General features: G+C 43.2%; 18 protein-coding genes. 7 read left to right on the top strand and 11 right to left on the bottom strand.

Annotation, left to right across the window (positions count from 1 at the left end; genetic code table 11):
- The 5 genes from HMO_RS0105345 to HMO_RS17220 all read right to left on the bottom strand — a co-directional run.
- Positions 1–1303 (bottom strand): hypothetical protein (locus HMO_RS0105345; protein WP_010299714.1); only part of this gene is annotated, 1303 nt, incomplete at its 3' end.
- 13 nt (positions 1304–1316) lie between these two features.
- Positions 1317–2402 (bottom strand): hypothetical protein, encoded by a 1086-nt coding sequence (locus tag HMO_RS0105340; protein ID WP_139016836.1) that lies wholly within the window; start codon positions 2400–2402, stop codon positions 1317–1319.
- Positions 2403–2454: 52 nt separating this feature from the next.
- A complete protein-coding gene (locus HMO_RS0105335; RefSeq protein ID WP_010299712.1) occupies positions 2455–4179 on the bottom strand; it encodes a hypothetical protein in 1725 nt (574 codons plus the stop codon).
- Between the two features lie 585 nt (positions 4180–4764).
- A complete protein-coding gene (locus HMO_RS17225) occupies positions 4765–5187 on the bottom strand; it encodes a site-specific integrase (protein ID WP_245528660.1) in 423 nt (140 codons plus the stop codon).
- 67 nt (positions 5188–5254) lie between these two features.
- Positions 5255–5905 (bottom strand): Arm DNA-binding domain-containing protein, encoded by a 651-nt coding sequence (locus HMO_RS17220; RefSeq protein ID WP_217490986.1) that lies wholly within the window; start codon positions 5903–5905, stop codon positions 5255–5257.
- 623 nt (positions 5906–6528) lie between these two features.
- Between HMO_RS17220 and HMO_RS0105325 the strand changes: the two genes are divergently transcribed.
- The gene (locus tag HMO_RS0105325) at positions 6529–7611 is read left to right on the top strand and encodes a hypothetical protein (protein ID WP_139016835.1); all 1083 of its coding nucleotides are present in this window, start codon (positions 6529–6531) and stop codon (positions 7609–7611) included.
- Between the two features lie 56 nt (positions 7612–7667).
- On the opposite strand, the gene HMO_RS0105320 is transcribed toward HMO_RS0105325, so the two are convergent.
- Positions 7668–8657, bottom strand: a complete 990-nt coding sequence (locus tag HMO_RS0105320; RefSeq protein WP_010299708.1) for a sodium-dependent bicarbonate transport family permease — start codon at positions 8655–8657, stop codon at positions 7668–7670.
- 102 nt (positions 8658–8759) lie between these two features.
- Here HMO_RS0105320 and HMO_RS0105315 point away from each other — a divergent pair, with 102 nt between their 5' ends.
- Positions 8760–9614, top strand: a complete 855-nt coding sequence (locus tag HMO_RS0105315; RefSeq protein ID WP_010299706.1) for a LysR substrate-binding domain-containing protein — start codon at positions 8760–8762, stop codon at positions 9612–9614.
- A gap of 274 nt (positions 9615–9888) precedes the next feature.
- Here the strand turns inward: HMO_RS0105315 and HMO_RS13865 are convergent, their stop codons facing one another.
- On the bottom strand, positions 9889–10287 hold the full coding sequence (locus HMO_RS13865; RefSeq protein WP_010299703.1) for a KGG domain-containing protein: 399 nt from the start codon (positions 10285–10287) through the stop codon (positions 9889–9891).
- Between the two features lie 335 nt (positions 10288–10622).
- On the opposite strand from HMO_RS13865, the gene HMO_RS0105305 reads away from it, so the two are divergent.
- Positions 10623–12119 (top strand): protein adenylyltransferase SelO, encoded by a 1497-nt coding sequence (locus HMO_RS0105305; RefSeq protein ID WP_010299699.1) that lies wholly within the window; start codon positions 10623–10625, stop codon positions 12117–12119.
- Positions 12120–12267: 148 nt separating this feature from the next.
- On the opposite strand, the gene HMO_RS0105300 is transcribed toward HMO_RS0105305, so the two are convergent.
- The 3 genes from HMO_RS0105300 to HMO_RS13860 form a co-directional block, all read right to left on the bottom strand.
- Positions 12268–12630, bottom strand: coding sequence for a hypothetical protein (locus HMO_RS0105300; protein WP_010299696.1), 363 nt, complete (start codon positions 12628–12630; stop codon positions 12268–12270).
- Positions 12631–12733: 103 nt separating this feature from the next.
- A complete protein-coding gene (locus tag HMO_RS0105295; RefSeq protein ID WP_010299694.1) occupies positions 12734–13465 on the bottom strand; it encodes a hypothetical protein in 732 nt (243 codons plus the stop codon).
- A gap of 263 nt (positions 13466–13728) precedes the next feature.
- A complete protein-coding gene (locus HMO_RS13860; protein ID WP_010299692.1) occupies positions 13729–14586 on the bottom strand; it encodes a hydrolase in 858 nt (285 codons plus the stop codon).
- Positions 14587–14906: 320 nt separating this feature from the next.
- Between HMO_RS13860 and HMO_RS0105285 the strand changes: the two genes are divergently transcribed.
- On the top strand, positions 14907–15899 hold the full coding sequence (locus HMO_RS0105285; protein WP_010299687.1) for a hypothetical protein: 993 nt from the start codon (positions 14907–14909) through the stop codon (positions 15897–15899).
- Between the two features lie 492 nt (positions 15900–16391).
- Complete coding sequence (locus HMO_RS16995; protein WP_010299684.1) at positions 16392–16559, top strand: hypothetical protein; 168 nt, start codon at positions 16392–16394, stop codon at positions 16557–16559.
- 57 nt (positions 16560–16616) lie between these two features.
- Here the strand turns inward: HMO_RS16995 and HMO_RS0105275 are convergent, their stop codons facing one another.
- The gene (locus tag HMO_RS0105275) at positions 16617–17282 is read right to left on the bottom strand and encodes a hypothetical protein (protein WP_010299682.1); all 666 of its coding nucleotides are present in this window, start codon (positions 17280–17282) and stop codon (positions 16617–16619) included.
- 420 nt (positions 17283–17702) lie between these two features.
- Between HMO_RS0105275 and HMO_RS13855 the strand changes: the two genes are divergently transcribed.
- Positions 17703–18200 carry a riboflavin kinase gene (locus HMO_RS13855; protein ID WP_010299681.1) on the top strand — a complete coding sequence of 166 codons (498 nt, stop codon included), beginning with the start codon at positions 17703–17705 and terminating at the stop codon, positions 18198–18200.
- A 337-nt stretch (positions 18201–18537) separates the two neighbouring features.
- The gene (locus tag HMO_RS0105260; RefSeq protein WP_010299662.1) at positions 18538–19428 is read left to right on the top strand and encodes an SPFH domain-containing protein; all 891 of its coding nucleotides are present in this window, start codon (positions 18538–18540) and stop codon (positions 19426–19428) included.
- The last annotated feature ends 168 nt before the right edge of the window (positions 19429–19596 follow it).

Genomic DNA, 19596 nt, shown 5'->3' with positions numbered 1-19596 from the left:
GGGCAGCATAGTACTCGACATCGTTTTCCTTGGTGATGGTGGTGCAGCCTTGATTCTGGAGGGTGAAGTGAGTATTCTCTTCCGTTTTATTTTTCCCGTTCCATTTCTTCTTGCGCGTGATGGTTTGCTCGCGCATCCAGTTTTGGACGGTGGTCTCAATCAGCGCTCCACCCGAACGCTTGATTACGCCTTTTAAAGCCTGAGTTTGGAGCCCTTGATCGAAGGCATTGCCGCCTGAAGAGATATAGGCCTGCCCTTCCGCCGCTTTATGATCATAAAAACGGCTAAAGTCTTGCTGTTCATTTTCTGTTAAAAGCACATTAAAGTGATTGAGCTTAGTCTCAGTTTCTTCTTTAAGAACAGCATGACCGCCTTCAACGCCCGCTAAGGTATGCAATAGTGTAATGGGCTCGCCGTCGAAGTCATCTTCATGAATCAGCTCAAAGGCCCCGGTTTGTTTATTCTTAAACATAATCTGCAGCTTTTGCCCCAGTAAGCGAGTCAAGAGATCAAAGGCAGAGCTACTCCGTTTCCATACCCCTAGCCTGGCATCAAATTGATCGGGCTGATAGCCCATCATTTCATTCGTGCCAAGATACCGATAGAGATAACGTTCATAGACCTCGGGCAGCTCAGAAAAGGCCCGCAGTTCAGCATCAAAGTTTAGATAGTGATTAGCTTTTTCCATAAACTCTGGATACTGAGCTTGGAGGTTATGCCTTTGAATAACAGTGTAAGCATCTCTCCAGCTCTGATTTTCCGTCAAGCCCAGAGCTGACCGTAATTGCGTCTTAAATAGGTGGGTAAGGCTTTGAAATAAGCCTAGGTAAGCTTTTAAGCTTTGATAGGCCGGCATATTTGCAAAGCCAGGCAGTCGGTCAAGATCGCCCGCAATATACGCTAAGCGGATTTCCGGGGCCACGAGGCGTCGGGCTTCTTCATTATATTTTTGTTCTAAGAGGAGAACAACGGCTTCATTGCGAGAAATCCCCAGACAATTAAAAGCACAATCATTGCCCTCAGTCGAGACCGGATTCTCGTAATAATCAGTTAAGCTGTCACTGTCACGTGATAGACAGGGCAGGGCGCTGCCTAGTATCCGTGGGGCCGGATCGGCTGCCGTCTCTGTTGCTTGAGTTACCTCAAGGCGTGGAAGAAGATGGGTGCACCACTCGCGGATCGTAGTATCTTTTATCCCCACCTCCTCCGTGCGGCCATGCATGGGCGTCGCCCCGAATTCACGCGGCCCCTCCGCATGAAGATCAATAGAGGTTCCTCGAAACAAGGCACCGGTCGCTTTCATATCACCGGCCACATTAACAAAAAGTCCGGCATTTTGGCTGCGTATTAACGTTCATTTGCTCAGTAAAAGCGATCGCTTCAAGAGCATTATCGAGATAAAAAGGTACATTGGTTGGATAAGTTGTGGTAAAACGCTGAGCCCTTTCATCCCAAAATGGGGCTGTTTTTGTCTCTGTGGGCATAGCCCCTTGCGGATCCATGGTTAAGGTGCCACGCTCGGTGCGTTGAATCACCGGGTTATCCTTTGCTAAGCGCTCTGTAGTTTTATCAAGACCAACGGTGGGCAAGGCAGCTCTAGGCAAAGTAGCTCGCAGTGCTTCCAGATGCAACCTATTTAAATTAACATCAATAAGCTGAGCAGTGACCCCTCCTCCCACGCAGATCAGATCATCCCGGGTTAAGGATAACCCTTGACCACACATCAGCGTTCCTCCGGAAGTGCCCTGTAAGCAGCGCCACTCATTCCTACGGGCCACCACAGCTCTGAAGAGTACTGCTCTTTGTAAATCTGAAGAATTACAGGTTAAGTTCATCTGGTAGCCATCCCGCAATCTGCAGCAATGTTCTAGAGCAGCAACCTTATGATGGCGCTTAATTTCTTCTCCTGAAGTATAATGCTGCCCGTTAAGGCATATACCACCAGCTATCAAGATATCAGCCCCGATTACTTCAAAGGCGGGCGTTGTTGAGGTACAATTTCCCATAATCAAGAGACGGGTAACCTCGGAAGTTTGAAGAGCATATTTATATACATCCCCCTCAATCACGTGACTTGGGGTACGATGATAGAGGACTTTCTGGCTTTGATCTTGCCACTCGCCTAATACGATCCCATGCACATTGAGCCAATTCAGGAATGATGATTGGGTGTAAAGTCCGGCCCCTGCAAAAATTGAGGCAAAGTTGAAATCAAGAGCATCCCTCGCGCTAAGGTTAAGAGCTCCTTGATCAGAAACTAAGTGTGACCCATTAGGTAGATAGAATTCTGCAAACTCTTCTCCAGAGTGGTTAAATGATTTGCAAAACCCCTTAAGCTCATAAGGGTTATTAGTGATTCGTTGCTTGATCTCGCTGATCGGCACCACAATGCGTTCGCCCACCTGAATTTTACCTTGGGGAGCCCTTAAGCTCAAACGGCCCCGAGAGCGCAACTTACCATATTAGCCGTACCTCGCCTAACTCAGCACTGCCTTCATTGGTGAACTGGACCTGGTCCAGGATACTGGTGCTGGCAGTCACTTGTCCCGACTCCGTCACCAAGAGGGAGCCATTAGTGATCTGCACCATCTTGGCGGCCAGCGTGCCCAAGAGCTTGACGGGGCTCTGGTCGAGCTTAAGGAAGTCGACGTTAACCGTGCCTTTGAGATCATTGAATGGTGAGCCGGCGCGGCCAACTTTATGAAAAATCAAGGACACCAATTCAATCGTACTCGCGTGATCGGTGACAAAGTTCCAGAGATTTTCTTGACCCTCGACCCTGCCACCTTGGAGGCGGGCGCCAGGAAAGTCATTATGGAAATCCCGAATGTTGAGGACAGCCTTAGCATCCGTGGTCGCGGTACAATACGTCCCCCTATTAAAAAACTGGCCATTTCCGGACAAGCGACTAAGCCAAATAGTTCCTTGATTGTCAAAGACACTGTCCGGTAGGATCAGCTCAGCGTCACTGAGCTGAAGCTCGCCCGTATTTTCGCCGTCTTCCGCCACAGTCAAAGTGCCCGTACCGGCCATGTAGCCTTGATTGGTTAAGGTGGGGATAACGCTCTGGGTTGCCGGATCAATATGACCTAACAGGAAACGACCCGTGTTCTCCACGTTAACCGTTTGCCAGTCACTGTTTTGCAGAGTGAGCTCGTGATGATTGACCAGTTTAAGGTTTTCAAACCTGCTTTGATGCGCCTGGATCTCCCCAATATTGGTTAAGGTGCCTTGGTCTTGAATCGAGGTGATCAGGAAGCTGCCTTCACTGTTTATTTGGCCGCTGTTCTTGAAGTCATGGCCAAATTGATAATGGCTCTGGTGGCGGCTATGGATCTGGCCTTGGTTAATTAAATTATGGCGGGCATAAAGCCATAAGCTGGCCAAGTCCATCGTCCCTAGATTGTGAAAGTTGTGGGTCGTGATATTGAGCTGGCGACCCTGGATCCGTCCTAAGTTGGAGACCAGTAAGGCTTGCTGAAGCGTCTGCGCCCCCTCTTCCAGGTTCAAGGTTCCCTGATTCACCAAGGAATTGCCGCGCAAGTTCCAAATGCCGCCCCCTTGCCAGTTTATTGTTGACCAGTTTACAAAGCGCCCGTTCTTCAAGATCAGATTTCTCAGCTGCTCCTGGCGATCCCGTAGCGTCGTTAAGGTCAGACCCAGGTTGGCCTTGAGATTGCCAAAGATGTTATTGCCTTTCAAATGCGCGGCATGCCCGGTGAGGTGCAGATTATGGATGGCGCAATTGTGGAGCATAATTAAATGTGAAGTTTTGATCTTAAGGATGGTGGCCGGATGGTGCTGGTTAATTCCCTCGAGCAGCATATTGCCGTTCTGGTCAATCTGAATCACCCCGAACTGAGGCAGACGCCAAACAAACCAAGGCGTGCCATTTCTGGTGATCAGCTTTAGGTTGGGGGTATAGGTGTTGTGAGTTACATTAATCTCAGCTTGAGTGAGTAAGCGCTCGGCTTTGCCCTCCCCCGAGCGGTCTTGCTGAATCAAGCGTAGCTTCATGGCTTGAACTTCGCCATTGCGGCCTAAGGTCGGCTCCAGAGTCACTTTAAAGGCCCGAGTCGCATTATGGAAAGGGGCGTCCATCGCAAAGGAGGACACCAGCGTCATCTTGACATAAGCGATCAAGACCAAAACATTAACAATTTTACGAAAACTAACCATAACCCGACCTCACAACAAAGCCTCCATGACGACGAATCACAGAGGCTGGCAACCGAGCACAAATGTATTTGATGGAGGTTTTAATCTTTTGTTAAGGAAATTACAAGAGGTAAAAATGGGGTTTTTGTTCTTTTTTGCAATAAAAGTGAAAATAATTCAATAAAAAATAAGGTTGTATATTTTTGATAAGAAATTCTATTACTAACTTTTATTTAAATTTTATATTTCTTTATTTAAAGTATATTCTGCTCTTTAAATATAACACAACTGCAATTTTAAGGAAGCATAAAATGATAAGCTTATTTCAATTGACTATGATTATACCTCCCTCGGCCCCCTAGAAACTTCATCTCTAACAAGAAGCTGCTTTTTCAACAGATCCTTTTCTCGGATCATATAGGTTGATACGATAATTTAAGAGTATAAAACAGGGGAGCCTCTCGAATCAGACGAAAGCTTATGGCTAAAGACTAACTAATTCAGTGTATTTAAGCCTAATTAATCTGAAAAGTTTCCTTAGCGCTTTAACTTAATATTATAATATCCACCTTCTTAACTATTTTATTAAGACGACTTCATGCTCCCTTATTTTACAGTAGCACGCATTGCTTGGACAGCCTTATCAACAGACTCTCGGACGGGGTCAAGATTTAGCCTGGCATAAACAGCAGTGGCTTGCTGACTTTTGTGGCCTAAGGATTTCCCGATAACATAGCTATTAGCGCCAGTTGCGGCTTGCCAGCTCCCTAACGTACGTCGAAGATCATGTAGCCGTAAATCAGTTAGATTTGCCCTTTCTAGCACTTTCTTCCAAGCTGATTTCGGTTCTTCAATATGCCCTGATTTACTGGTTGCACTTGGAAATACCCATCTGGACTTACTATTTAATCTCCGTCTTTCAAGGAGGGCCATTACTTCTGCAGCCAAAACTACAACATGCGCTTCCCCATTTTTTGTTTCAGAAATCCGCCAAGTGAGATTGGTAACATTAATGTCTTCCCATTTCATAGATTGCACATTGGATCGTCTTGCCCCAGTTAAAAGACTGACATAAAAGAAATCTTAGGTTCCTGCTCTAAAGCTTCAAAGAGACGAGGCAATTCCTCAGCTTGCAAAATCGTTCACGGCTTTTCTCTTTAAATTTCTGAATTCCTATTATTGGATTTTCGCCATCCCATCCCCACAAATTAGCTTTATTAAAGACTGTCTTCAAAAGAGCCAGAGTACGATTCGCAGCATAAGGTCCATGATCTTTACCAATTTTGGTATGCAATGCTTGAAACATTGAGCGATTAAGGGAAGATAACCGCTTTGTGCTCAATGGCTTTAAATACCTCTCAAATTGGCGCAGATCCTCTTCCCAAGACTTTTTATAAATTTTTGCATGTTGAGTTAGATAACGATCAAATAAATCAGCAAAGGTGAGCTCTGATTTGAGTTTCTGTTTCTCCTGATTAGGATTCATCCCTTTCTCAATCATATGATTTAGCTTCGAGGCTTCCCCTCTAGCATTCTCAATTGATAGATCAGGGAACTTACCTATGCGAATACGCTCAGGCCTTCCAGCTACCTTTCGATACAGATAAAAAGTTTTTACGCCACTTTTGGTCACACAAATAGTAAGTCCATGGACTTTAGTATCATAAAAATATGTTTTGTCTTTATCTATAGAATCAAGAGCTTCTAAAGCTTTCTTGGTAAAGTTAAATTTTCTATTATCGCTCATATAGTGCTACCCTGGTGCTACCATTTACATTAAAAATGGTCAAAATTTATTAAACAAGATAAAAGAGTATTACGATAAAAACCAAGCAATATCAAGGCCTATTAAAGCTAGTAAAATTTAGTAAAGAAAATAACCCACTCATTTGTAATCAGTAGGTCGTTGGTTCAAGTCCGACAACCGGCACCACCCTTTCCTCCTCATACTTTTCTCATCGTATTACTACTCCTCGTGCCCCTATTGCGTTATGAGGCTATTATTGTGGGAATTCCGATTACCTTTGAGAAAACCTCGTGATAATATCATTTGTTCACAAGATATAGTTCTTAACTCTTAGAAGGGTCTCTAGTGATTGCCTGCCCCTTTTTCCACTATCCCTCTAAGAAGTTGACCCTGTTTCAGAGATACTGCATTTATTGAGAAGAAAAGTGAAGAAATGAAAGACCGATAGCTTTGTTCCCCTTTAGCACGGCTGTCTTCGTCTCCTTCAAAAGCCCCTTTATGAATAAGAGAAAGAGATTATCAGTCTCCGCCCTAGAAAAGTGCAGCTTAACTATTAAGAAATGAGGAACTGATTGAGCAGGCTGTTAATTCATGTTCTTCTAAAATAAATAACGGGAGGGCACATGTTAACACACCTTATATATCTGATAATGGCTGTCACCATCAGCTTGCTATCTAACCTTTGCCAAGCCCAGGAAGAGCAAGAAATGGAGACTTTGCCTCAAGGCCATTTAGAGCGACTACAAACTGAGCCTCCTTTAGATCAAGGCTCTATACAAGAGCGACCCATTAGAGCCCCAGAAACAGAGAATGACTCTCTTTATTTAAGCCTATACGATCTTCTGCAACCAATGCTAACAACACTTACCAAGGAGGCAGCCGAGAAAGAGGATCTTGAAGAGCAGATCACTCGCGCCTGCTGCATCAAGTTTTGCGGCATCAAGTGTTTCAGCGAGTTTCATATTCTTTCTCGGGTATTTTGGACTTTTACGCAAGCGGGAACAAGTACCCTTGCCAGTCTTAGCAATTATGGTCGGCGCTCGCTCATCCCTTTAGCAGCCTTTGGCGGCTTTGATGCTGAGGTTAAGGATAATTTACTGTTATGGATTGCGATTTTACAGACGATTGGTGAGACCTGTGAGACCATTCAGGATTATGCGATTACTAAAGCTATCCGCCATCAAAAAAACCTCCGTGATCTAGAAAAGCGATATGATCAAGAAATTGAAAGAAAGCAAACAAAAGCTCTGGCTAAATGCGTTAAAAACACCACACCAAAGCTCCATATAAATGCTCTGACTCCGATCAAATTAGAGGATATTAATGCGCTCAAGCAACTTTATCACCCTCGCTCAGAGCGCATTACCAGTTTAGAAAAGGAAATGCAGCAGCTCACAGATCTGACCCTGTGCGAGAAAATATATTATACAGCTTCTGATCTGTTTTGGCACAACACTTATCCATTTTTCTGGTTTGCCGAGGTTGCTCTTAGTCTGGCCCAACTGGTGATTGTTATTGCTGATTTGTCCAGCGAGGAGGCAGCCTCACTCACTTTATCAATCTTACTCGTGGCTACCGAAGCTGCACAGTATTTTTGTAATAGTATGAAATATTACAGCGAACAAAAAACTTATGAGAATTATAAGTTCAGGAAGAAGATTCAGGATATTGGCCGAGGTATTGATGCAGGCTCAGAGAGTGATTAAAACTGGAATGAAGGTATTTGCCTCTGTGTCTTGCCCTTGATTTGTCAGAACAAATGTTAGAGGACAAGTGCTGCCAATGAATAATAACATGGTATTCCCACCACAATATTAAAGGGAAAAGTAATGACGAGAGCAATCGTTAGGTAGATAGACTCTTGAGCTTCAGGTAATACCATTTTCATGGCCCCGGGCACCGCAATATAAGAGGCACTTGCACACAGAACCATAAAAAGAGTAGCCGTCCCCAAATCATGCTCAAGGACTTTGCTTATAAGAAGACCAATTATGCAGGCTATCAGAGGCATATATACTCCAAATAAAACTAAGGGCAGAGTAAAGCCTTTTAAAGGTGATAATTTTCTGGCTACCTTAACTCCCATGCTTAAAAGAAAAAGAGCCAGCATACCTTGAAACGGGGTCACAAAGACTCCCCCTAGTTTCTCCATCCCTTGGGCTCCAGTCAGATAGCCCACCCCTAACCCGCCTAGCAGGAAAAATACAGCAGTATTGCTTGCTATCTCTTTGATTAGAGGCCGATCAGATAATACATCCCTTGAAGCATGTATTTTATATAGGCGCATAAGCAGTATTGCTGCAATAATCCCAGGTATTTCCATTAATGCGGCCAAAGCAACCATATATCCTTGATAGCTAACTCCTTGTACCTTTAAAAAGCTGATAGCTGAAGTGAAGGTAATAATACTAATTGATCCATAATGTGCCGCGAGCGCAATTGCCGTCATCTTGTCTACCTGGGTAGTAAGTCTTAGCAGCAACACCCCGAATATAGGGATTAGGAACCCAAGTAACATCGACACTAAGAAAGTAAAAATAATATTTCTCTGTAGTAAACAAGGATCAGAAATATTAGCTATAGCGACTCCCCCTTTAAGGCCAACTGCAATCATTAAATAAAGAGAGAGATATCGCTCTAATTGATCAGAGAAATGAATATCAACTTTTGCTTTGCCTGCAATAACACCTAAAACAAAGAAAAGGATAGCAGGTGACAATAAATTACATGATAAAGCGGTTATAATATCCATAACTTTGAAATCAATTAGATTAATAATTAGCCATCATAGAGCAGGGACTATCATAAGAAAAATTAATAGTTTTAATAGTAACTATGAGTTATAATTATAGACATGATGACGACTCTCGACACAGCCTTGTTAAGAAGCTTTATTGCTATTGCCGAAACTGGCACTTTTAGCAAGGCCGCCTATATAGTCGGACGCACGCAATCGGCCCTCAGCCTACAAATTAAACGCTTAGAAGACACTCTTGGTTGCGAGGTCCTCCAACGTCATAGCCGGTCCGTCACCTTAACAGAAAAAGGCGAAATCTTTCTTAATTATGCTAAACAGATTATCCAGCTGCAAGCTGAAGCTTTTAGCCGTCTTCAGGAGCCTGATATTGAGGGTGAAATTCATTTAGGGACTCCTGAGGATTTTGCCACCCATTACTTACCGCAGGTCTTGGCCAACTTTCGTAAGCATCATCCGCGTGTACAGTTAAACGTTAAATGTGATCTAACCCTTAATCTTTTGCAAGGCTTCCACCAGGACGCTTATGATATAGTTTTAGTTAAACGTGATCCTCATCAAGTTAAGGGCGGCACTAAGGTGTGGCGAGAACCCCTTATCTGGGTTGCTGCCCCGCAGTGGCATCCGGAATTTCCTCTCCCTCTCGTGCTATCACCACAGCCATGTATTTATCGCAGTCGAGCTTTGGCTGCTTTGGATAAAGGTAAAAAGTCCTGGCGCATCACCTACACCAGCCCGAGCCTTGCTGGAACTCTAGCAGCCGTTAAGGCAGGATTAGGCATTACCGTTCTCCCGTCAAACATGCTCCCTAATGGCATAGTCCCTCTGCATGAAGATATTAGATTACCCAGACTGAATGATGCAGAAATTGCTCTTCTCAAACGTGATTCCATTTCACGGGCTGGCAAAGTACTAGCTGATTATATTGTCTCTAGTTTAGAGCAGGAGCATTAAGAGATGGGCATCTTCTTAGATCTGGCTCACTTAAGAAGTATCCTTCTACGTTTATTATTATAATATGCTCTAATATAAAAAGTGAAAATCTGAATCTCTCTACCGATCTTTGCGATGCCAACCCTGGCAGTTAAAAGCCTGCAGATGATTGCCGGCATTTGTAGCGCAACTGACACCAGAGCGCTCGTTAAGGCGCGCCCAGTTTTAATCGGAGGGGTTTGTTGGGCACGCCTTAACTAACAACTTTCAGCTTCTCTAGAAATAAGTTCCGCTATTATTCTTTATCTTTAGTGCCGCGTCCACTATGGCTTGCATGCCCGCCTTTACGACCACGCTCAGCCATACCTTCGTGACCAGCTTTTTCAGAGCTTACCTGTCCCCCTTTACGACCACGCTCGGCCATACCCTCGTGGCCAGCTTTTTCAGAACTAACTTGACCTCCTTTACGACCCATTTCGGCATATCCTTCCGAGCCTAGCTCTTCAGCTCTAGCTTGTCCGCCCAAGCGGCCCCGCTCAGCCATACCTTCATGGCCGGCTCTTTCAGCACTGGCGTGTCCACCTTTACTGGCGATCTCTTGGACTTTTTCTTCGGGCATAGACGCGAAACCTTTTTTTGTATTACCATCTTCGCGTTGATCTGTCTTCTTAGTATCATTTGTTTTATTTACCATTGTACTTCTCCCCAATTTTACCTTTCAATTTCTGTATTTTATCTGCATCAATAAAATACAGCTGGTACAACTTTTAATTTAGAAACATAGATGAGTATCGTATAGGTTAATAGAAAGACTTTTTTAATTTAAAGTATTAGCAAGTAAGCAGGCCTCAAAACATAATATCTATGGTATTATTATGCTAAAAAATAGGAAATACAAAATATTATCCTGGTATGGTATATTTCCTGCAGGGTAGCTTTAATAAGAGGACCTATCGAGTACATTGATATAGCGGATCATATTGTCCTTTAACAGGTCCTTAAACTATAAATAAGAGGAGCTAAAGCAAGATGATAGCTTATACTAAAAAACATAATGTGCTAAGATTTGAAAATAGCTACCTAGACTTACCAGATAAATTTTATCAACACATTGCCCCTACCCCTGTTAACAAGCCAGAAATACTGTTATTGAATACAGATCTCGCAGCAGAATTAGGCTTAAATTTACAAACACTGACCACAGATAAGATTACCGCGATCTTCTCAGGCAATCACGTCCCCAAAGGAACCCAGCCCATTGCATTAGCTTATGCGGGCCACCAATTTGGGCATTTTGTCCCCCAACTAGGCGATGGACGTGCTATTTTGTTGGGGGAGATTATTGATATCCATGGCAAGCGGCGCGACATCCAATTGAAAGGATCAGGCAGAACTCAATTTTCTCGACGGGGAGATGGACGCGCAGCGTTAGGTCCAGTCCTGCGCGAATACATTATCAGTGAAGCGATGCAGGCACTGGGCATAACAACCACTCGCTCTTTGGCCGTGATCAAGAGTGGCGAATTGGTTAGGCGCGAAACTCTGCTGCCAGGCGCTGTGTTAACTCGCGTGGCTTCTAGCCATATACGCATCGGAACTTTTGAATACTTTGCAGCGCGGCAGGACGTGGCTGCTTTAAAACTTTTGGCGGATTACGCCATTGATCGCCATTATCCTGACGCCAAGCATGCTGCTAATCCTTATCTTTATTTATTGAAAGCTGTTATTCAAGCTCAAGCTTACCTTGTAGCCAAATGGATGCAAGTAGGGTTTATTCATGGGGTCATGAATACCGATAACACATCAATTACGGGTGAAACCATTGACTATGGCCCATGCGCATTTATGGATACCTATGATCCCAATACTGTCTATAGTTCCATTGATTACTATGGCCGTTATGCCTATGCCAACCAGCCGCCTATTGCGCAATGGAATATAGGGAGTTTGATTGAATGCTTATTATTTATGCTTGCTTTTGAGGAGGATCAAGCCAAACAAACGAAAGCTGAACTCATCCAGCTTTTCCAAACCGCTTACCAAGAGCACTGGCTTAACAATATGGCTAGCAAGCTTGGCCTATCGCAGCCTTCAACTGTGGACCTCCCTCTAATTCAAGAATTTTTGAGATTAATGAGAACCAATAAAGCTGATTACACTCTGAGCTTTTATTATTTACGCCCTGCCATCGACGCTGCTGCTGACAGCAAAGACCTTAAAAATCTCTTAGGTCAAGAGCCAGGGTTGGAGACTTGGCTGAAGGCGTGGCGAGCAAGGCTGTCTCAGGAAAATCAGAACAAGTTACAAACGGTTGCAATTATGGCAGCAGCTAATCCAGTTTTTATTCCTCGCAATCATCGCGTAGAACAAGCTATTAAAGCAGCAGTAGAGCATAATGATCTTTCCTTAGCCAAGCGTTTAATTTCAGTGCTATCTCGTCCTTACGTAGAACAGCCTGAGAATTATGAGTACATGCTCCCGCCTAGTCCCGGCGAAGAAGTTCTGCAAACTTTTTGTGGTACCTGAATCCCAGTTTTAACTGCAGGTTAGTTAATCCTCTAGCGTTTAAGGGATAAAAGTTTAGCTTAAAGATCTTACTGTACTCACTGAGAAAACTTGAGTCCCTCGTAGGCAAAGCTCTTACGGCTTAAAAATTCGAAGTTAACCCCCGAGATTACCCTCCACCACAAGCATCACCGGGGCCAACTTCGCCCCCGGCACCGGGCGCAAAGGGCGCGGTGGTATCCGTATCTATGCTCTTCTGGCCTCGATCCGGCACCATATCATCTGCAGGCACATCAGGTCGGTCATTCTGGTGATCAAGCTTATAATCTTCCCTTTGGGAGCTCTCTTCTTTTTTTAAAGAAAGCAGCTTTTTCACCAATGTCAATTTTGGCTTTCCTTTAGAGACTGGCATGGGATGAATGGAAGAAGTATCCTTATTATTGTGCACTAGTCGAAAGCCGCTATATTGGCCCGGCATTCGAAAAGGCATATTGCGACAGTCGCGAATGCTATTGATCACATTAATTTGCATGATTGGCTCCTCCTTAGTTTATATTGAACCCTATTCCTCTTATCCTTTGAGTGTAAGCTTACCCCGCTTAACTTAGGAATTGCTCACATTTTTATTAAATAGATCAGTTATCGCTTAGTACTTTAACGATGGCCTTATCGGGATTTTCGATCTCCTCAAAACTTTGATTCAGCTTATCGGCGGCCACTTCTTGTAAACACTTCTGAATTTCAGAGCTTTCAGATTCAATATCAGAAGTATTCTTTCCAATAATTAGAAATTCTGCCCCTTCATAATTTAGATACTCTGGCGAGTTAAGCGGAATAAACCGATAATCGCCAAAGTTATTTTGTAGCCCTAAGGGATAGGTCGCTTTCTCTTGGCTCGGCAGACCAGCAGTGGAAGATTTTTGCGGGTTTTTAACGCTGATTAAATAGTCTCCGGAGGGGGTTAAATGAAACTCTTTTGGTAAGTCGCTGGCTGCTGCCATATTTGTCAGCTGGAAGCACAAATGCGTATGCTGCTCATGGTCAAGGAATAAGTATTTTCCCTCGCCAACACATTGGGCCGCACCCACGTCTTTATTTTCCTGCGTTGATGTTTCATAATGTTCCTCCTTAAAGGCCTCTTTTAAGTCCTCCAGCGAAGAGCATACTTTCTCGACAAAAGCAAAATAAGGGGAATCTTCCGGCAATTTCTTTTTTCCTACCCGGACAATAATATATTTATTTAGGTCAACGGGCTTAAACACTAAGAGCAATCCTTGTACCTCATCAATCGTATGAGCAAAGAGATGTTGCACTTTTGGGCGATAGAAAAAATAAATATTACCTTTTTGTAAAACTGATAATTCCATTACACGATTCCTTACTTTATTATTCAATTCAAACGGTATATTACCGCAGCCGAATATTGCAAAGTAATTTCTCCCCACTTTTTATCGTCTAAGACTTAATGGTAGACGCTAGAAGTGTCGTCAAAATGGGAAGATCGTTAATCTTGAGAGGTGGACTTTGATTAAAGAGAGTGCAGGAAAATATATAAGAAAAAGCTAGGGAGCATTTTAAAGATAATTCATGCTCTCTTCAACGCCCCTTAACTTGTTAAGCTGATACTTACCTAAGATTGCTTCCAGAAACTTTGTAGTTCACGTTTAATGAGTTCTTTAGCCGTCAAGCCAACAGAGGATTGACGCGTCACCCCTGTTAAATCGAGATCAGGATCATCGAGATCAAGAGATTGGGCAAAAATAATATGCTGACCGCCTTTCTCAATCCAGCCCACAAACCATCCATCATTGACATGGCCACCGCCGGTTTTACCATAAAGCTTCCAGCCATCCCAGATTTCGCCGCGATCCATAACTTCACGCGTTTTTTCGTGGGCTTCTTTAGAAAAGGGAAGGCGATTAGCTAGAAGCTTTTCAAGGAATTCTACTTGCTCACGTGGGGAAATTTCAAGGGACGTCCCGAGCCAGCTATTGAGCAACCCGTCATCCTTCCCAGGAGTCCCCGCCACATCGCCATTACCATAATTAAGTGACGACACATAGGCTTTGAACTTTTCAGCGCCAAGACGTTGGGTGATTTGATGGGAATACCAAACCGCTGAATATTTTATAAAGGTTGCTGGAGTGTGAGCTTGACACCAACCATAGGCTACCCCTTGCTCATGCGTATACCAGTCTCCAAGATTTTTTTCATACTCTTCTTTAAATTCCAATCTTGGGGAATCTTTATTTTCCAAAATGCCAGCATCAAATCCCATAAGTGCTAAAGGAACCTTAAAGGTTGAAAAAGGGGCACGGCGTTCTTCAAATTTTCCTACTGTTTTGATAACAACACCATCTTGCTTTGCTATAAACCCTGACCTCCCCAGGGGGTTGAGGCTCGAAGCAGTGACTTCCATGGCAAAGGAGGACCCTGTGGCAATGGTAATGCCGGTTATAAGAGTAGAGATTTTTGCAATTATTTTCATTAGTCTTCTCTTTATTGTTAAAAATATTAAATGTAGCTCGCACAATTAAACTTTTATTTATAGATCAAATCATAGAGCAGAGCAAGCTAAATACACCCTAAAGTTTAAGAATACCAATTTATAAATTTTTACTAGTTTGACCTGACATTAAATGGTAATACGGCGGCCATTTTTATCCTCTATTAAAGCAGATAGTATCCCCTAGCCATGCCGTTAACTTTCTTCGCTTATTACTTTAAAGCATGACCAAAATAAAATGCCGTAGCTAAACTAAGGATAGGAAGTATTTCAGAGCTTAATTATTAAGGGGATAAAAAGAGATGTTAAGAATAACCAAACTGCTTAGTTGTCTATTATTGCTCATTACTGTTGCTAAAGGGATCGATGTTATGCCGCAGTCGGATCACTTTAAAAGTGCCCCCACCCTTTCCCATCCTGAAGAGATCCTCCCCGCTGAAGTGTGGGAAAGCATTCTTGACTATTTGCCGGTATCAGGCCAAGCAACCTTAGTGGCTGTCCACCCCTTCTTTAGAGATGACTTTTTCTGGGAGCGCCGTTTTAGGCTTTCTTTCCCCGGTCTTCCCTTACCTATAGCCAACATTAAATCCCTGTGCCGCTATGTGCTGGTCACTCAAGCCATCGACACAAAATTCCGTGATCCGATGGCTATTACTCTAAGACCAGAGACCTATAATTGGATCCTAGAGGCCACTTTTATCGACTCCGTGGCAGAGCAGCTTAAAGAATATGTCACTAAAATTTATGAAGCTCGACAGTTGCTTGAGGAACGTATAGAAACCATAAAAGCACTTGCCGGTAATGACCCAGAATTAAGCAGAACTGAACTTTATCGATGGTATCACAAAGCTTTTACTGCCGAAGAAGGAGGAAACTGCAAAGAAAAATTAACGTTTCTTGAAGAATTCTTAATACCACTGGATCGTTATTCTAGGATTCGTAGTGTATATTTTCAGGACTCTACAAAGGATTACCTTCAATATTGGGCCAGTACGGGGGAGGCCTTTGCCCAACGAGTAATGGCTGACTCCATGATTTCAGGCTTCAGTGTCTATCCCCCAGCAGTCGTCCGAGCTTACTTGAAAAAATATCCTGCCCTCGGATATCGAATAGCTTGGTACCTGCTTAATAGACCAAACCTTGCTGAGGACTTTGATCTGCTTAGTGAAGCAGAAATAAAAGAATACCTTATAGAACGCTCCTATAAAGGAGATCAGCAGACGCAAAAGCTACTCAATTTCGCTGCTTATCGCAAAAGATTAGGTTTTACGAGAGAGACCGGTGGCTGCTTATAGCAAAAAATTAGGATTTACGAAGGAGATCGGTCGAGCTTACTTAGAGGAACGCATTCAAAAAAAGATCAGAATGCCCAAAAGAGACTTAATAAGGCGGCCTTAAAAGAGAAAGTAGGATTTACTGCTGAAACTGGAAGAACCTATTTAGAAAACCAAGCCATCAGAGGGAATTATTGGGCAGAAACTGCCCTCTGTAAGGCAGCCTATAAATTTACATTAGGCTTTACCAGGCATACAGGACGACAATACCTCGAAGCCAAAGCAGCCCAAGGCAGAAAGTCAGCGCGAGAAAGGCTTAACTGGGCTGCATGTGGCGGCTCGCATGGCTTTACCGAGGAAAGTGGAAAAGACTACCTTTTAGAGCAAATCAAAAAAGGAGATGGATTAGCTCTACTACATTTTTATCTGTTTAAAACAATCAGAGAACAGTATGGCGAAACAAGACTTCACCAGTATAGTAATTGCGGCCAGCCCAGAGATGAATTTTTAAGCTTGGTTGACCTACAGGATACTTTTCAAAAAATCAAAACCCGCGACCCCATTGACCAGATTGCCTTTGCCGACTTTATGGCCGAATTCGAGCCCGTTCATGCCATTCCCGTGCGTTGGTTCTTTAGATTCTTTAATATACTATTGGGACGCAATAATGACAATGCTTAGCAAACTTAAGGAGAGCAGAGTCAAAGCTCTCCCTCTAAGTCCCGCAATATTGGCAATTCAATCGGCACTAATCCCCAACAGCCCTAAACCTTGATCTTCACGGCCCTGCCACAGCCACTTATCAAGCTGACGCCTAAACCAACCGCGCTTGCTTAATTTTTGCCGTAACTTTGCAGCATTATGGTCCAAGAAGTCAGGCAATCCTTGCTCCCTTAATTTATTTAATGTTCGCTGGGTGGAGGTCATTGCTTCACCGGAATCCGCCAGAACACTCAGCAAGAATAGCGTCCCACCGAGATAAGTCAGGGCATTTTTATAGGGTTTAATAAACACCTCATCACATATAAAACTATCCCTATCAGAGGCAGGGCAAGCTAGGGTCATAGCGACATTTAAGCAGATCATGCCGACGCCAATGAAGATGAGACTAAATGCATAATGACTCCGCCTCAATGCTTCAGCAGAAAGAGCAGAAAAATCCTCTAACTGTTTTGCTTCAAGCTTTTCGCTAGGGGCATAAATGTTGATACGGACAACCGCTTCGGTGGGCAAGGCCACGGCTAAAGCAGATCTCAAAACCACTGGCTCTACAGCGGCATGAGGATCGCACGCAGAACAAGACCACACCTTAATATTTATCAAGCCAGCTAAAAACCAATGGCTGACTTTTAATAGGTTCTGTCTCTTAAACTTAAAGCTAGATAACAAATTGGTTTCCACCATCCCGACTCCTGCATCACTTTGTTATTGTAACTTCCAAGAATATATTTAATTTTATTTAAATTTAAAGTTTATTTTTTGCGATATCTTAGCTAGAATAGCAGCGATAGTTACTTAGCTCTGAGAGAAGCGGGCCTAGTAACAATAGGTCTTTGACAGAGGCTTTATTAAGAATCAAAGCATGCGCTAAAAGCTTTCTTAGCAAAGCCGCAGTCACGAATACCAAGGACATAATTATGGAGGGCGGAACTTAAAAATAGAGAGAAGCGGGCCTAGTAACAATAGGTCTTTGACAGAGGCTTTATTAAGAATCAAAGCATGCGCTAAAAGCTTTTATAGGGACTTCTTTGAGAGGACTAGAAAATTTTATATCCTTATTACTAGAAGCTTTTACCATTAACACACAGGCAACGGAGAGTTTACTTGCAGAAATATATCCCTTTAATCTTAACCATGGGCCAGATTTTTTTTAATAAGGGTCAATGTACAGAGTTACCGCTGGCCAATACCCCTTATCCACTGGAGCCAGCGCTTTATATCGCTCCTCCTATTTTACCGCTAAAGATTCAAGGCATTGTTCAAGAAGGAAAAAAAGAAGCTAGAACTCTAAATTTTCCAACCGCAAATGTTGCAGTTAGAATAGCGGGGCTCAACTATGGCGTATACAGCTGTCGTGTCCTGGCAAACAACGTGAGCTATGATGGTATGGCTTATATTGACCAGCGGCGACCTGCAGTTTTAGAGGCACATTTGTTTGAATTTGACGGCAATCTCTATGGCAAAGATATCCTTGTCGAACTTAAAACATTTATTCGTGCCCCCCAACACAATCTTTCTTTTGAGGAAGTCAAGGAACTAATTCATAAAGATGCCGCCTTATGTCGGGAAGACTTACAGAAAGTCGCTCATTCTAAAGAGTAGAGTTGTTAACGGGGGGGAAGCTTTGCTGAGACTTACCTGCATCAGCTATTGAAATCCCCCCGCCTGTAGCTAAACAGTCCCTTAAAAGTTTCTTTCCTTTATTGAAATCAAAATAAAAATCTGAACCACACAAACAAGGGATATAGACCACAATAATCATTTTGTGATAACAGCACCTCTACTTATGGTCTTAGACCTATAAATAGTCTTAATTATTGACAGCTAATATTTTGCCACCTGTCTGAACTGTGCTCTAATAAAATTGCAGCACGACCTTATTAGTTGCCGGCTTTCCACCCATCCCAAGATTTCTACTTGCACTTATAGGAAAATATTTATGAAAAGCTATCTAAACATCTTTTTAACCTTTATAGCGCTCAGCAATGGCAGCCATGGGGGAGAGGAACTGGATGAGCTAGAGCCTAAGTTCAAAATCTCTGCCAGTATTTTTTCTCCTTTTATTGAGATTCCCAACGGCTGTGTGGGAGTCGCTGAAAACAATCAGGGAAAGAAAACTATCCTCGAGCCTGGTAAAAATTTTGTTCTGCCTGGCTACTATCAAAAAGTGATATCAGTTAGCCTTGCGCCGCGCCCCATTAACACTGTTCTAAAAGCTCTTCTTTCTAAGGATAACCATCCTCTTACAATCAAAGGGAAGTTTGAGTATCAAATTAAGGATATTCACAAAGCTGCCGCTTACTTGCACGATTTAGAAAATTCGGTGACGGAAGTATTTTGCCACACCCTAGCAGGGATAGTTCGTAGCCGCGATGCATTAGCCGTATTGAAGTTGCAGGAAGATGGCATAGCTCAACTCGCCTTCGAAACACTAAGCAATAATGGGCACCCTTTGCAATTTAAACTTCAAACAATTACTAACCATAAATTAGCACATGACAGAAAAGAGCAAAGAGTCGGACCGGCATCGAAGAAGGTATTTAGCGGCCCATCAGGATATTTTGATACATACGAGCACGGCCCTGAAGCCTATTTCAATCCAGCCGTGACTAAACTATTAGACCTATGGGGAATTAGCATAAACACAGTCGAGATTTTGCGCCTTGTTATTCCTCCTTTTATTGTTGAGCAATATCTCAAAGAGATGAGAAATCCAAGCGAGGTTATAGCGCCGTTTATTCCTGAGGATCATGATCACACGGTTTATGCATTAGCTTTAAATCCCTCAAGTGAGCCCTTAGAGATTCCTAGCGTCTGGCGTGTGGGTTAATAATTGATAGCCAAGATAACACCATAGACGCACCATGGCTGGGTGCTACCTTTTACAATTGCTCCAAGAGAATCTATCATACTCTACCGCCTATGGAGGCCTATTGATTGGAAGCAATAGCTTGCTCGGCCCCCTGCCCTAAGATTTAAACGGTATCATCTGAAGAGA

The organism is Candidatus Odyssella thessalonicensis L13 (assembly GCF_000190415.1).
In the GTDB taxonomy this organism is placed as follows: domain Bacteria; phylum Pseudomonadota; class Alphaproteobacteria; order Paracaedibacterales; family Paracaedibacteraceae; genus Paracaedibacter; species Paracaedibacter thessalonicensis.
Note: the sequence above shows the minus strand (reverse complement) of the source record. Positions and strands in the feature narration are given on the sequence as shown.

Excerpts from the sequence above, each read along its gene's own strand:
- HMO_RS0105335 (WP_010299712.1), bottom strand. The coding sequence starts at position 4,179 with ATGGTTAGTTTTCGTAAAATTGTTAATGTTTTGGTCTTGATCGCTTAT.
- HMO_RS17225 (WP_245528660.1), bottom strand. The coding sequence starts at position 5,187 with ATGAAATGGGAAGACATTAATGTTACCAATCTCACTTGGCGGATTTCT.
- HMO_RS17220 (WP_217490986.1), bottom strand. The coding sequence starts at position 5,905 with ATGAGCGATAATAGAAAATTTAACTTTACCAAGAAAGCTTTAGAAGCT.
- HMO_RS0105325 (WP_139016835.1), top strand. The coding sequence starts at position 6,529 with ATGTTAACACACCTTATATATCTGATAATGGCTGTCACCATCAGCTTG.
- HMO_RS0105320 (WP_010299708.1), bottom strand. The coding sequence starts at position 8,657 with ATGGATATTATAACCGCTTTATCATGTAATTTATTGTCACCTGCTATC.
- HMO_RS0105315 (WP_010299706.1), top strand. The coding sequence starts at position 8,760 with ATGATGACGACTCTCGACACAGCCTTGTTAAGAAGCTTTATTGCTATT.
- HMO_RS13865 (WP_010299703.1), bottom strand. The coding sequence starts at position 10,287 with ATGGTAAATAAAACAAATGATACTAAGAAGACAGATCAACGCGAAGAT.
- HMO_RS0105305 (WP_010299699.1), top strand. The coding sequence starts at position 10,623 with ATGATAGCTTATACTAAAAAACATAATGTGCTAAGATTTGAAAATAGC.
- HMO_RS0105300 (WP_010299696.1), bottom strand. The coding sequence starts at position 12,630 with ATGCAAATTAATGTGATCAATAGCATTCGCGACTGTCGCAATATGCCT.
- HMO_RS0105295 (WP_010299694.1), bottom strand. The coding sequence starts at position 13,465 with ATGGAATTATCAGTTTTACAAAAAGGTAATATTTATTTTTTCTATCGC.
- HMO_RS13860 (WP_010299692.1), bottom strand. The coding sequence starts at position 14,586 with ATGAAAATAATTGCAAAAATCTCTACTCTTATAACCGGCATTACCATT.
- HMO_RS0105285 (WP_010299687.1), top strand. The coding sequence starts at position 14,907 with ATGTTAAGAATAACCAAACTGCTTAGTTGTCTATTATTGCTCATTACT.
- HMO_RS0105275 (WP_010299682.1), bottom strand. The coding sequence starts at position 17,282 with ATGGTGGAAACCAATTTGTTATCTAGCTTTAAGTTTAAGAGACAGAAC.
- HMO_RS0105260 (WP_010299662.1), top strand. The coding sequence starts at position 18,538 with ATGAAAAGCTATCTAAACATCTTTTTAACCTTTATAGCGCTCAGCAAT.